The sequence below is a fragment of the Cedecea sp. Ae19-4 genome (assembly GCF_059801165.1).
Window position 1 is genome coordinate 730,608 of record NZ_JBCHWG010000002.1, and the last position, 13,846, is coordinate 744,453.

The 13,846-nt window shown below is 55.5% G+C and carries 12 protein-coding genes; 7 read left to right on the plus strand and 5 right to left on the minus strand.

All coding sequences use genetic code 11. The annotated features are described in order from the left end of the window. The first annotated feature begins 35 nt into the window (after positions 1-35). The 5 genes from AAIE02_RS16270 (at position 36) to AAIE02_RS16290 (ending at position 6,381) form a co-directional block, all read left to right on the plus strand. Positions 36-1,169 (plus strand): amidohydrolase/deacetylase family metallohydrolase, encoded by a 1,134-nt coding sequence (locus tag AAIE02_RS16270; protein ID WP_498532891.1) that lies wholly within the window; start codon positions 36-38, stop codon positions 1,167-1,169. After that, on the plus strand, positions 1,153-2,265 hold the full coding sequence (locus AAIE02_RS16275) for a DgaE family pyridoxal phosphate-dependent ammonia lyase (RefSeq protein ID WP_166877349.1): 1,113 nt from the start codon (positions 1,153-1,155) through the stop codon (positions 2,263-2,265). The genes AAIE02_RS16270 and AAIE02_RS16275 overlap by 17 nt, the downstream gene beginning before the upstream one ends. Before the next feature lie 2 nt (positions 2,266-2,267). After that, on the plus strand, positions 2,268-3,008 hold the full coding sequence (gene dagF, locus AAIE02_RS16280) for a 2-dehydro-3-deoxy-phosphogluconate aldolase (protein ID WP_166993236.1): 741 nt from the start codon (positions 2,268-2,270) through the stop codon (positions 3,006-3,008). Positions 3,009-3,272: 264 nt separating this feature from the next. Beyond that, the gene (locus AAIE02_RS16285; protein WP_498532892.1) at positions 3,273-4,424 is read left to right on the plus strand and encodes a lactonase family protein; all 1,152 of its coding nucleotides are present in this window, start codon (positions 3,273-3,275) and stop codon (positions 4,422-4,424) included. Between the two features lie 46 nt (positions 4,425-4,470). Next, positions 4,471-6,381 carry a BglG family transcription antiterminator gene (locus AAIE02_RS16290; protein ID WP_498532893.1) on the plus strand — a complete coding sequence of 637 codons (1,911 nt, stop codon included), beginning with the start codon at positions 4,471-4,473 and terminating at the stop codon, positions 6,379-6,381. A 145-nt stretch (positions 6,382-6,526) separates the two neighbouring features. Here the strand turns inward: AAIE02_RS16290 and dolP are convergent, their stop codons facing one another. From dolP to AAIE02_RS16310, 4 genes are read right to left on the minus strand one after another with little or no spacing between them, the layout of a single operon-like run. Next, a complete protein-coding gene (dolP, locus tag AAIE02_RS16295) occupies positions 6,527-7,102 on the minus strand; it encodes a division/outer membrane stress-associated lipid-binding lipoprotein (protein WP_008453679.1) in 576 nt (191 codons plus the stop codon). Positions 7,103-7,134: 32 nt separating this feature from the next. Beyond that, on the minus strand, positions 7,135-7,725 hold the full coding sequence (gene diaA / locus AAIE02_RS16300; protein ID WP_008453676.1) for a DnaA initiator-associating protein DiaA: 591 nt from the start codon (positions 7,723-7,725) through the stop codon (positions 7,135-7,137). 21 nt (positions 7,726-7,746) lie between these two features. Then, on the minus strand, positions 7,747-8,142 hold the full coding sequence (locus AAIE02_RS16305) for a YraN family protein (RefSeq protein ID WP_008453674.1): 396 nt from the start codon (positions 8,140-8,142) through the stop codon (positions 7,747-7,749). Next, the gene (locus AAIE02_RS16310) at positions 8,100-10,202 is read right to left on the minus strand and encodes a penicillin-binding protein activator (RefSeq protein ID WP_498532894.1); all 2,103 of its coding nucleotides are present in this window, start codon (positions 10,200-10,202) and stop codon (positions 8,100-8,102) included. Before AAIE02_RS16310 ends, AAIE02_RS16305 begins: the two co-directional genes overlap by 43 nt. Before the next feature lie 61 nt (positions 10,203-10,263). Between AAIE02_RS16310 and rsmI the strand changes: the two genes are divergently transcribed. Next, positions 10,264-11,130: a 16S rRNA (cytidine(1402)-2'-O)-methyltransferase gene (gene rsmI, locus AAIE02_RS16315; RefSeq protein ID WP_008453669.1), complete on the plus strand. Its 867-nt coding sequence runs from the start codon at positions 10,264-10,266 to the stop codon at positions 11,128-11,130. 142 nt (positions 11,131-11,272) lie between these two features. Then, a complete protein-coding gene (locus tag AAIE02_RS16320) occupies positions 11,273-11,890 on the plus strand; it encodes a hypothetical protein (RefSeq protein ID WP_498532895.1) in 618 nt (205 codons plus the stop codon). 51 nt (positions 11,891-11,941) lie between these two features. Here AAIE02_RS16320 and AAIE02_RS16325 read toward each other — a convergent pair whose 3' ends face one another. Beyond that, positions 11,942-13,831 (minus strand): alpha-galactosidase, encoded by a 1,890-nt coding sequence (locus tag AAIE02_RS16325; RefSeq protein ID WP_498532896.1) that lies wholly within the window; start codon positions 13,829-13,831, stop codon positions 11,942-11,944. Positions 13,832-13,846 lie beyond the last annotated feature (15 nt).

A 13,846-nucleotide genomic window follows, 5' to 3' on the forward strand; every position in this document is an offset into this window, starting at 1 on the left:
GGGCTGTGGCTCGCCCGCCAGTTAAGGAGAAAGATATGTTTGACCTGATCCTGCGCCAGGCGCGGCTGGTGGACGATACCGTAATCGATATCGCCCTGAAGGACGGCAAAATTGCCGCCTTAGGCAAAATAACCGGCGAGGCAACTGAAGAGCGCCAGCTGAACGGCGAATACTACGTCAGCGCCGGCTGGATTGACTCCCACGTTCACTGTTACCCCAAGTCCCCTATTTACCATGACGAACCTGACAGCGTAGGGATTCATACCGGCGTGACAACCGTCGTTGATGCCGGAAGCACCGGGGCCGATGACGTCGACGATTTCTATCAAATCACCCGCAGCGCAGCGACCGAAGTTTATGCGCTACTGAACATCTCCCGCGTGGGCCTGATTGCCCAAAACGAACTGTCCAATATGGCGAATATTGACGCTGACGCCGTGCGCGGCGCGGTAAAGCGCCACCCGGACTTTATCGTGGGCTTAAAAGCGCGCATGAGCAGCAGCGTGGTAGGTGACAACGGCATTACGCCGCTGGTGCGCGCCAAGGCTATCCAGAAAGAAAACGGTGATTTGCCGCTGATGGTGCATATCGGCAATAACCCGCCGGATCTCGATGAAGTGGCTGAGCTGCTGACCAGCGGCGATATCATCACCCACTGCTACAACGGCAAGCCGAACCGCATTCTCAATCCGGCCGGGCAACTGCGAGCCTCCGTGGCGCAGGCTATCCAACGTGGGGTGCGCCTGGATGTCGGGCACGGCACCGCCAGCTTTAGTTTTGACGTGGCGCGTGTCGCTATCCAGCAGGGCATTCTGCCGCACAGCATCAGCTCGGACATCTACTGCCGCAACCGCATCAGCGGCCCGGTGCATTCACTCGGCGCAGTGATGTCGAAATTCCTCTCCATTGGCCTGTCATTGCCTCAGGTGATCGACTGTGTGACCGCGCACGCTGCGGATGGATTACGTCTGAAAAATAAAGGCCGCCTGGCCGTGGGTCTGGATGGCGATCTGACCGTCTTTGAACTGCGCCGCCAGCCAACGGTATTTACCGACGCAGAGCAGCAAACGCTGACGGGTGACCAGGCGCTGGTGGCGCTGGCCGCAGTGCGCGTCGGGAAATGGTTTACTACCGAACAAGGGAAAGCTGAACATGTCTTCGATCTATGAAAAATACAATTTAAAACAGGTGATTAACGCATCTGGCCGCATGACCGCTCTTGGTGTGTCTACGCCTCGCCCGGAAGTGGTGGATGCGGTCACCACCGGCATGAATCACTACTTCGAAATGAAGGATCTGGTCAACAAGACCGGCGCCTACATTGCCGGACTGCTCGATGTTGAAGCGGCGACCGTGGTGTCCTGCGCTTCTGCCGGTATTGCCCAGTCCGTAGCTGCGGTGCTGGTTAAAGACAATCAATGGCTGATCGAGAACCTACATGCGGCCCCACTGGAGAACAACGAGATCGTGCTGCCGAAGGGCCACAACGTTAACTTCGGCGCGCCGGTCGGCACGATGGTGAACCTGGGCGGCGGCAAAATCGTTGAAGCGGGCTACGCCAACGAATGTTCGGCGGACCAGCTGGCCGCAGCTATTTCTCCGCGCACGGCGGCCATTCTGTACATCAAATCCCACCATTCGGTGCAAAAAAGCATGCTCAGCGTTGAGCAGGCCGTTGTCGTGGCGCGTAAGCACAATCTGCCGCTGATTGTTGACGCTGCGGCGGAAGAAGATTTGCAGTGCTACTACCGCGCCGGGGCAGACCTGGTGATTTACAGCGGGGCGAAAGCTATTGAAGGCCCAACCAGCGGGCTGGTGATCGGCAAAGAGCAGTACGTCGAGTGGGTTAAGCTGCAAACTGGCGGTATCGGACGTGCGATGAAAGTCGGCAAAGAAGGCATTCTCGGTCTGACCTGCGCGATTGAACATTACCTGAGCGCAGCCAAAGAGAGTGGGGCCGAAATGGTCGCCAAAATGACGCCGTTTATCGACAGCCTGAACACGCTGAATGGCGTGACCGCGCGCGTGGTGTGGGACGCCGCTGGCCGTGATATCGCCCGCAGCGAAATCAAGTTCGATGAAGCGACCGTTGGCATCAGCACCGGAGAGCTGGTCGGTAAGCTGAAGCAGGGCGAATACGCCATCTACTTCCGTGGCTACAAGGCCAACGAAGGCATTATTGAAGCGGATGTGCGCAGCGTAAGCGCGGCACAGCTGGAGATTATTTACCGCTGCATCAAAGCGCTGGTAAGCAAGGAGAAATAAGCATGAAACTGACCCCGAATTTTTACCGCGATCGCGTGTGCCTGAACGTCCTGGCTGGCTCCAAAGAAAACGCCAAAGAGATTTACCAGGCGGCGGAAGGTCACGTGCTGGTCGGTGTGTTATCCAAAAACTACCCGGATGTAGCAAGCGCGGTCGCCGACATGCGTGATTACGCGGCGCTGATCGACAACGCGCTGTCCGTTGGCCTTGGCGCAGGCGATCCCAATCAATCTGCCATGGTGAGCGAAATCTCCGGCCAGATTCAGCCCCAGCACGTCAATCAGGTGTTTACCGGCGTGGGCACCAGCCGCGCGCTGCTGGGCCAGACTGACAGCGTAGTTAACGGCCTGGTTTCGCCGACCGGCACCGTCGGGAGGGTAAAAATCTCCACCGGCCCGTTAAGCTCTGGCGCGCCGGACGGCATCGTACCCGTCGAAACAGCGATTGCGCTGCTGAAGGATATGGGCGGCAGCTCAATCAAATATTTCCCGATGGGCGGGCTGGACTGCCGCGAAGAGTACCAGGCGGTAGCGGAAGCCTGTGCGAAGCATGACTTCTGGCTGGAGCCGACCGGCGGTATCGATCTTGATAACTACGAGGAGATCCTGAAGATTGCGCTGGATGCCGGCGTAAGCAAAGTGATCCCGCATATTTACAGCTCAATTATCGACAAGGCCAGCGGCAATACGCGCCCGGCGGATGTTGCCACTCTGTTGGCGATGACGAAGAAGCTGGTGGGGTAAAGTGCTCGCTGTTTCCCCTCACCCCGGCCCTCTCCCCAAAGGGGAGAGGGGGAAAAGAAAGGCCGGTTCTTCTTCGAGGGAGAGAGAAACATTGATGCGAAAAAGAAAAGTCCCCTCTGCCTTCCAGGGAGAAAGACTGATGTAAAAATTCCCTTTTAGGGAGAGAGAAGGACTGATGTGAAAAAGAAAGATCCCCTCTCCCTTTTAGGGAGAGGGTTAGGGTGAGGGTATAATCCTCATCAACCACACTTCGAGGACAAACGCATGTCTGCACGCACTCTGCTTGTTGCTTCATTTGCCTTACTCGCCGCCGGCAACAGCGCGGCGCAAAGCCACTATGCCTGGGTTGGCACCTACAACCCCAACGGCGAAGGGCTTTACCGCTTCCAGGTTGACGCCAAAACCGGCGCACTTAGCGAGAAAACGCTGGTCAGCTCGCTGCCGAATGCCGCACAGCTCACCGCGTCGCCGGATGGAAAAACGCTATATGTCGCCAGCGAAGCCGAGAAAGGCGTGGTAGCGGCATTGCGTGTGGGTGATAACGGAAGTGTGACCGAGCTGAATCAGGTGTCTTCCGGGGGCGCAGGACCGGTCTATCTGTCCCTGACGCCGCAGGGTAAGCACCTGCTGGTGGCTAACTATGTGAGCGGTTCAATCGCCGTATTGCCGATTAATGCAGACGGTAGCCTGCAGGAAGCCAGCGACAAGCATCAGGACAGTGGTGAGCCGGGCGCGGCAAAACCAGAAGCTGCGGTAGAAGGTAGCTTTGCCGCCAGCGACCATAACGGCCCGCATGCCCATATGATTGCCGCCGATCCGAGCGGCAAGTTTGTCTTCTCCACCGATCTTGGCCTGGATCGGATCTACCAGTATCGCTTCGATCAAAGCAAAGGCGTGCTGGAGCCAAACGATCCGCCGTTTATCGCCGCCTCTTCAAAAGGCGCGGGGCCACGCCATTTTGTCTTTGCCGCAGACGGCGCGAGCCTGTGGTTGATTAACGAAGAAGCTTCTACGCTTACCCATTACAAGCTCGACCGTGAGAAAGGCACGCTGACCGAAGGAAAGACGATTTCTTCCCTGCCAAAAGGCTATAAGGGCACAAGCTTTGCCGCGGGCCTGGTACTCAGCCACGACGGCAAGCAACTGTATGTGGCCAACCGCCTGCATAACAGCATCGCGCATTTTAGCGTGGGCGCTAACGGCGAGCTTACGCATCAGGACGACATCTGGACCAGAGGCGACTATCCTCGAGGCCTGACGCTGGATAATACCGGCAAACATCTTTATGCCCTGAACCAGCGCAGCGACAACATTACTCGTTTTAGCGTGGCCCCGGGCAGCGGTAAATTAACTTTTATCGAGGATTATACGGCGGTGGGAAGCCCGTCACAGATGGTCTTCACCCCGTTTAAGTAAAGCAGGACGGGGCGCTTAAACGCCCCGATAACCAAAGGAAGCGGTAGTGAGATTCCCCAATCAACGGCTGGCTCAGCTTTTTGAGATGCTGCAAAACGAAACGCTGCCCCAGGATGAACTGGCGCGGCGTTTGTCCGTTTCTACTCGTACGGTTCGGGCCGATATCACGGCGCTTAATGCGCTGATGTCAGGCTTCGGGGCTCAGTTTACGCTTACCCGCGGTGCGGGATATCAACTGAATATCGAGGATACTGAGCGTTACGGCGAGCTGGTGCAGCATCGTCCGCGTCAGCTTCGTATTCCTCGTACTTCGCCAGAACGCGTGCATTACCTTGTGGTGCGTTTTTTGACGGCGGCGTTTTCACTGAAGCTGGAAGATCTGGCCGAAGAGTGGTTTGTCAGCCGGGCCACGCTGCAAAGCGATATGGCCGAAGTACGGGAGTGGTTTAACCGCTATCATCTGACCATTGAGACACGCCCGGGCCACGGCATGAAGCTGTTCGGCAGCGAAACGGCTATACGCGCCTGCCTGACTGACCTGCTGTGGCAGTTAACCTTAGAGGACAGCGAAAATCCGTTATTGACGGAAGAAGCGCTGAACGCGGGTGTCCCGGAGTTGCTCGCCGGTTCGCTGCACGATTGTTTTACCCGCTGCCACATCCGCCTGACCGATGAAGGCGAGCAGTTTATTCGCCTCTATTGTTCGGTGGCGGTTCGTCGCATCAGCGAAGGCTATCCGCTACCGGAATTTACGGCGGATAGCGTTGATGTCCAGGTGAAAGAGGCAGCCAGACAGATTGCCGCTCTTCTTCAGCAACTGGCGGGGAAGCCGCTTTCCGAAGCTGAAGAGCAGTGGCTGCAGGTGCACATCGCCTCGCGGCAGGTGCAGGAAGTGGCGCCGAGCGCGATCAGCGCCGACGATGATGAGGCGCTGGTTAACTACATTCTGCGCTACATCAATACCCACTATAACTACAATCTTCTCAGCGACGAGCAGCTGCACGCCGACCTGCTGACCCATATCAAGACAATGATCACCCGGGTACGCTACCAGATAAACATCCCGAATCCTCTGCTGGCTAACATCAAACAGCATTACCCGTTGGCTTACGACATGACGCTGGCGGCGGTCTCAAGCTGGGGAAAATATACCCCTTACGCTATCAGCGAAAACGAAATTGGTTTTCTGGTGTTGCACATCGGTGTGGGTCTGGAGCGTCATTACAACATTGGCTACCAGCGCCATCCTCGCGTGCTGCTGGTTTGCGATACAGGGAATTCGACGGTGCGTATGCTGCAGGCCATGCTGCTGCGTAAATATCCGCAGGTGGAAGTGACCAACATTATCTCTCTGCGCGATTATGAGCAGCTTGAAACCGTGGATGAAGACTTTGTAATCAGCACGGCGCGCATAAATGAGAAAGAAAAGCCGGTGGTGGTGATGGCGCCGTTCCCGACGGATTATCAGCTCGAGCAGCTTGGTAAGCTGGTGCTGGTGGACAGAACAAGGCCTTACATGCTGGAGAAATTCTTCGATGCCAGCCATTTCCGCATTATCGATCAACCTATGACTCAGCAGCAGTTGTTCCTGACGCTCTGCGAGCAGCTGGAGCGGGAAGGCGTGGTTGATGCAGACTTTCACCCGTCGGTGGTGGAGCGTGAGGCCATTGTCAGCACCATGCTGGGCGAAGGCATTGCGCTGCCGCACTCGCTGGGCCTGCTGGCGAAAAAAACGGTGGTTTACACCGTGCTGGCGCCGCACGGTATTAGCTGGGGGGATGAGACGGCGTACGTGATCTTCCTGCTGGCGATTAGCAAAAGCGAATACGAAGAGGCGATGGCGATTTACGACCTGTTTGTGACCTTCCTGCGTGAGCGAGCGATGGTTCGGCTGCGCGAGAGTAAGGATTTTGACAGTTTTAAAGCCGTGGCGATGGAGTGCCTGAGTAAGCTGTAATCACAGTTGACCCTCATCCAGGAAGGGAGAGGGAGAATTCTGTGGGCAACGTTTACTTCGCCAGAATGAAAACTGGCGGAAATTCAATCGACTGGCTGGTGTTATCCCCTCTCCCTTGTGGGGAGAGGGTTAGGGTGAGGGGCCGTTATTTCAGGATCGTGAACGCGGTGGTGACGTGCTTCACGCCGCTAACCCGGCTGGCAATATCCGCCGCGGCTTTACCTTCACGTTCGGTTACCAGGCCGAGCAGAAATACCTCGCCATTCTCGGTGGTGACTTTCACGTTAGACGATTTTACCTGGTCGCTGGTGAGCAACTGAGATCGAACTTTTGTGGTGATCCACGTATCGCTCGATGCGACACCCAGGCCGACCGGAGCCATAATTCGAATCTCGTTATAGACTTCGGTTGCGCCGTCTACGCCCAACGCAATTTGCTTCGCACGAGAGGCGAGGTCTGGGTTAGGAGACTGACCAGCCAGCAGCACTTTGCCCTGGTAAGCCGTCACGTTAATACGCGCTTCTTTCTTGATCTGCTCATCCTTGTTGAGCGCGCTGTTCACGCGTAATTCAAGCGTGCCGTCATCAACCTGCGTCCCGACTGTGCGTGGGTCTGTCGCAGTTTTTGTCGCTACGGCGGCGCTTCCCACAACAACGGCACCGACGCAGCCCTGCAGCAACAGCGCGGAAATAAGAACTGCGACTGGCGTAATGGCCTTCATGTTCATTCCTTCTCCTTTCTCAAAATTAGCTATTAGCCATCCTGGTGGGGAAATAGCGTATTGTCGATCAGATCGCATAAACAGTTCACCGTCAGCATATGCATCTCCTGGATGCGGGCGCTGCGATGAGAAGGGATTCGGATTTCAACATCCTGTGGCCCCAACAGTCCTGCCAGTTCGCCGCCGTCATAGCCCGTCAGCGCGACGATGGTCATGTCGCGGGTGACAGCGGCCTCAACCGCTTTGACAATATCACGGCTATTGCCTCGGGTGGAAATCGCCAGCAAAACGTCCCCGGCGTGGCCCAGCGCACGAACCTGTTTGGCATAAACTTCTTCATGCAGACGGTCGTTAGCGATCGCGGTTAAGACCACATTATCTGCATTAAGTGCAATGGCCGGTAAACTAGGGCGCTCTGTTTCAAAACGGTTGATCATGCTGGCAGCAAAATGCTGTGCGTTGGCGGCGGAGGTGCCATTGCCACAACAGAGGATTTTGTTGCCGTTCAGTAAAGACTGAACCAGCGTCATCGCTGCACGGGAGATGGCGTCCGGCAGGGCTTCCGCTGCGGCAATCTGAGTTTGAATACTTTCCGTGAAGCAGACTTTGATTCTTTCGAGCACGTTGATTCTACCTGGAGTTTTTTAGATATCGGCGGCAAACGCGTTGGTCAGCCACGCTATTTCATTGCCGGTGAAAGCTAACACATCGAAACGGCAATCTACAGTATCAAAACTTTGACCTTTGCCGCTAAGCCAAACCTGAGCGGCATGCAGCAGGCGCAGCTGCTTGCTGCGAGTCACGCTGGCAGCGGCTCCGCCGAACTTATCGTTACGCCTAAAACGCACTTCCACAAAAACGATAACCTGCTGCTGTTGCATAATAAGGTCGATTTCGCCGCCGCGAACATGCACGTTCGCGGCCACAAAGCGCATTCCCTCGCGCTCAAGATAGCGACGCGCCTGCTGTTCATAGCGCGCGCCGCGTTGCTTGCGGTTCAGGATACCGGAACGATCTGGCCCTGACTGAATTGCAGCCAATTTAACTTCCTGTTAATAACGCAGTCCTGGCTGGCGGTCAGCTGCCCGGTGTTGCCGTTTACCTGATAACCCGGCACCTGGCGTATCTGTGAGAAGTGGCTTGCCAGCGTCCAGGCATCAACGCCCATGGCATACAGACGCGCCAGCGAGTAGTCATTATTGACGCTGCTTAAGGCCTGCTGCATCAGCTGTGGATTACCGCCGGAAAGCATCGGGATTTCGCTAAACTGCAGGCCTTCCATTTCCAGTCGGTAGTCCGGGCCGTTCACGCCCTGCGAGCTGCGCGAGCTGGCATACAGCTGAGCGCTGCCGCGGCTGCCGGTGCGCATCGCAATCATCGGTTTGATCAGCGCCACTTCTTCGGAGGTCGCAATGATATAGACCGCGTCTACGTTGCCGCTGCTGCCTGCGGTAATTTGCGCATCCGTAGGTGCTGCCGGAATAGTCAGTCCGCCAATGGTGACGCCTGGCGGCGTATTGGACGGCGTACTTACCGGGGTGCCGGTCAGGGCGATGCCGGAGCCGCTGTTAATCCCGCGTTTCAGGTCGCTCACTGAACCAAATTTCTGCTGCAGAACCAGACCGCCGCCGAGTTTCTGCCATTCGGTGGCAAAGGCTTTCGCCACACGGTCGCCCAGAGCGTTAGAAGGGATCAGCATCAGCGGATTGCGGTGGCTTTGCTGCCAGATGTGATCCGCGGCGTCACGGGCTTCGTCTTCTGGAGAAAGTGCGAAATAGCAGATGTTAGGGCGATTCTGCACGTTTTCAGGCTGGTTAAGCGCCAGAATATTTAACGGGCTGTTGGTGCTGGCCAACTGGTCAACATTGTTTTTTAGCAGCGGACCAACGACCAGCGTGGCGCCGTCCTGCTGCGCCTGAGCCAGAACCTGAGAGAGCGGCTGGCTGCTGGTGTCGTAAATCTTAATGTCTGCCGAAGGGGTCGCGGCAAGAGATGGCGCGGTTTGTGCGTCTGGCTGGGCAGACGGCGTTGCTGGGGCTGCGGTTTGCGGCGTTGCGGCCTGTGCCTTCTGGTCTGTTAAATCGCTGACGGACGCACTTGCCGGGCTCACTGCAGCATTAGGATCTGCGGGGGCCTGGGACGCTTGCGGTTGAGGCACTTCTTGAGGCGGCGCAGCCTGTGGTTGCGCATTAGGATCTCCGGGCTGGGCGGCAGGCTGAACGGCTGCAACCGGCGCGACGCCGTTGTTTTTCGCCGCTTCAAACCCTTGCTCAATCGCGCGGCCAAACACCGCAGCCTGGCCGTTGAGCGGCAGCAGGAGAGCGATTTTACCGGTTGAGGCCGGTTTGAAGTTTTGAACATTCGCCAACTGAGTCGGCAGCGTTTTTGAACCCGGATTATTCGGGTAGCGCGTTTGCCAGTCCTGAATCCCGGCTTTCAGCATGTTAGGATCGTTACGGTTATCGCTCCAGACGTGCTGCAGGTCCAGCCAACCCTGCAGGGTATTTTCGTCGGCGTTAATCACCAGGCTGTTCATTTGCTCTGGGGAGAACTGCGACAGAACCTGCCAGGTGCCATCAATGTTCTTTTGATGTGCATCGCCTTTCAGCAGCGGTTCCTGAGCAATGTACGCGCGCAGCAGCGCTAAAGACGGGCGTCCCTGAGAAGCGTCAATCACAGCCTGGTAATAACGGCTCTGTTGGCCCTTGTCGAGTGCGCTCGGGTCAATCTTTTCCAGCAGGGCAGAGGCGGCGCTGAAATCTTTCTGCGCAATCTTCACTTCCGGCACCAGCAGCTGTTGTTCACGCACTTGAGCATCGTTGAGCTGCTGCGGCAGTTGGTTATACAACGCCACAGCCTGCTGAGGTTTGCCTTCCTTTAGCAGGGAACGAATGGCGAGTAATTGCCAGTTGGTCTTGCTATCATCTTCACTTTGCTGCATTTGCTGCAGATAATAAGCGGACCCGGCGGTGGTGTCGCCCTGCAGCAGCGTGGCGGACTGATCTGGCGCCTGGGTTGAACAGCCGGCAAAAATCAGCGCCGCGAGCAACACAGGCAGGCAGCGCCCGGCTTTTGAACGATTCAAGGTTGAGGGTAGCATTCTGTATCCAGTGGTTTTATTTCCCAATGTACAATATTAAATCGGCAATACGGATGAAACAATGAAACAACACGAAACGGCGGCGATTTCAGCCAGTACGCTTTACATCGTCCCGACGCCTATCGGCAACCTCGGGGATATCACCCAGCGGGCCCTCTCAGTGTTGCAAAGCGTTGATCTGATTGCCGCAGAAGATACCCGTCATACCGGACTTTTGCTGCAGCATTTTGCGATTAATGCGCGACTCTTCGCACTTCACGATCACAATGAGCAACAAAAATCTGAAACGCTACTGGCGAAGCTGCAGGAAGGCCAAAGCATTGCGCTGGTGTCCGATGCCGGTACGCCGCTGATTAACGACCCTGGCTACCACCTCGTGCGCACCTGCCGCGAAGCGGGGATTCGCGTCGTGCCGTTGCCTGGCCCTTGCGCCGCTATTGCTGCACTCAGCGCAGCTGGCTTGCCGTCTGACCGCTTTTGCTATGAGGGTTTTCTGCCTGCAAAATCCAAAGGCCGTCGCGACGCGCTGAAGGCGATTGAACAGGAACCGAGAACGCTGATTTTCTATGAATCCACCCACCGCCTGCTCGACAGTCTCGATGATATCTGCACGGTGCTGGGCGAATCCCGCTACGTAGTGCTGGCGCGCGAGTTGACCAAAACCTGGGAGTCGATTCACGGCGCGCCCGTAGGCGAGCTGCTGGCATGGGTGAAGGAAGATGAAAACCGCCGCAAAGGCGAAATGGTGCTGATTGTTGAGGGCTTTAAAGTCCAAAGCGATGATGAACTCCCCGCCGAAGCGCTGCGTACGCTGGCGTTGCTGCAGACGGAGTTACCGCTGAAAAAGGCTGCAGCGCTTGCCGCTGAAATTCACGGGGTGAAAAAGAATGCCTTGTACAAATATGCGTTAGAAAACAGCGAGAAATAGTTTTCTCGAGCCGGCTCCTGGTTTTCATATCGCAACGCGGTTAGCGTTTAAAAAACGAACTCCCTGGTGTTAATTTATGCATGACTGAATGACTTTAAGGGAGTTAAAGTTTATGCCGGTATTGATACCAGGAGATTCGAATATGGTTGTGATGCCTTTTTCCTATAGCACTGCGTCGATAAAACGCTCGTTCGAGGTGATTGAAGAACTGACGTTTGCAGGTCAGCATTTCCTTATCATTTTTGACAGGTCGACCCCGAGGGCTGCAATCATTAAGGCCGAGCCTGAAGGAAATGAAAAAGATCGCCGGCACGCTGTCGTCGCCATGCTTGAGCTCAAAAATCAAAAAACGATTGGTGACAACGTTATTTCAGTAGATCGTTTTTGGGAGGATCAAAGCGTTCTGCAGGTTGAAGACGTTTGCGTCGAGAAGCCGCTCCAGGAAGCTGGCTTAGCCACACAGCTATATGAGGCGCTGGTGCTCAAGTGTGGCGTGATTTTAATGAGCGATAATATTCACTATGCCGGGGGCAAGGCGCTTTGGCAGAAAATAGCCAGAAACTCCACTCAACTTGCGGTTTTTATTCTGGATTCAGATGATGGACGATTCTATCCCTTTGACGGTACGAAGGCCGCATACGATGGTGTCAGCATTCCGGAAGAAAAAATCTGGAGCACGCACCCTGATAAAGAGCATTTTGGCATTATCCTGATTGCCGAAGATAAAAGGCGGGTTGCTGCGCTAACATCAGGTAGGTGAAACGCTGTTAAGAAGCGTAGAAAGAACGAGCCTTCTACGCTCCATCCTCGTTTAGTTGACCGGCGTGGCCTCAATCACCAGCGTTTCCAGCGGTTTCAGCGTCACAACCAGCGGCTTACTGTAGTCGTTGGTTACGGTCTCGTTCTTGCCGTAAATTTGCTTCAGCGTAAAGCGCGTGGCCTCGCCGTTCGGCACTTCAAAGCTTTTGCTCAGGTCGAGATAGTAGCTTTGTGATTTATCCGACGGGTTACGCAGGCCCAATATTGCTTTCTCTTTACTCCACGATGCCCAGCCGTAAACCTCAAGCAGCGTCGGGTCGCCGCCAACCCAGTGGCTATCGACCAGCACGTTGCTGTTCGCCCGTGACCATTTCGCCGCGTCGGCAAGCGTGTCCCATTTGGCGTTGTTCAGCATTGACGGCGTAATGTACAGCTCCTGCAATTGCGTGCCGGTGGCGAAATAGCTCCAGGCCTGATCGGCAAAATCCTGGTCCGTTTGGACTTTCTCCAGCCCAAAGTAGGCATGTTCCGCGCTGACAATGCCGTGGTACATCAGTGAGTTAATCGGGAAAAGTGGGCCTTTACGCACGATGGAGCGATAGGTTTCCGCGTCGCGATAGGTTATCCACTGCTGCACCGGCGAACCTTTGCCATAAACGTTTATGTCATCGCCCTGGCGCCAGATGGAGTCGGCATAGAACAGCCAGGACGGGCTGGCGTTGGTACCGGTCGTCAGGTTGATAAACAGATCTTTGTTGGCGGCCCGCATGTTTTTGATTAACTCAATGGAGGCATCAAAGTCAGAGGCGTAGGGGCTGCCTTTGATGTACGAGTTGGCGTTGCCCATACCGTCGAGCTTAAACGAGGTGATATGTTCGTTTTTGATAAGCCCGATAATTTGCTGATTAAAATTGTGGAAGTAGTTGGGGCCTGAGAGGGCAAATTTGCCATCCACGGTTTCAAAGCCGTTCTCTTTGGCGTGTGAAACGCGCACGTCGCGTGGTTTGTTGTAGCCACCCCACGGTGAGAGCCACAGCCCCACGGAAGTATGCAAACTGTCCGCTTTTTCTTTGATAACACCAAAGCCATGCTTAAACGCCGGACTAAACAGCCATTTCCCGGTCAAATCGTCCCAGCCGTCATCCAGCAGGAAGCCGTCGAGCTTCACGCCCCGCTTGATTATCAGTTCGCTGGCGTATTCATCCATGCGGGTCAGCACGTCCTTCTCGGTGTAGGGCGTAAAGAAACCGATGTCCATCCAGCTGTTGTAGTGCAGGTAAGGCTGGTAAGGGCGCGGGCGCATGGCGTTGATAAATTCATTAAAGCTACGGCGAAGCTGGTCTGTTGCTTCAAACGTGCCGAAGTAGACCGTATAGGTCACCGGGGCGTCGGTTTTAATCGGTGTTTTGAGCTCAACGTTCAGGTTGGTGGTGGTTTCGTAGGCGTAGGTATTCACGATCGGTTTTTGCGGCAGCATATAGAAACTGTCCGCCACGATGGGGGAACTGTTGATGGCGCCGTTGACATAAGGTGCCTGAGCCTGGCCTTTGGTCGGGAAGAAGGTGATCTTTGTGACATCACGAGGCTGGCCTTTTGCCTGCAGCGTATAGTCCACCGCCGCATACTTGCCCTTCAGCAGCTTCAGGGTAACATTGACCGAGAAGTCGTCTCGCTCGTAATCAATCTGAATGGCGTCTGCGGTTTTGCTGACGTTTTTGAGTTTAAAGTCGGCGGTATGGATAACTTTTTCGTCCGGCAGCGTCAGGAAAAACAGCTCGATGGGCGCCAGTTTGTGGTCGGATAGCCGGTCTTGCACTACCACCGCCGAGCCGGAATCGTCGAAAGAGACGGCAAGGTTGGTGTTTTCCAACTGGTACTGAGCCGCCAGCGCTGCGTTGCTCATGAACATAATAAGCAGGGAGCTTTTTATTATTGTCTTCATCAGATCTCCTTACAC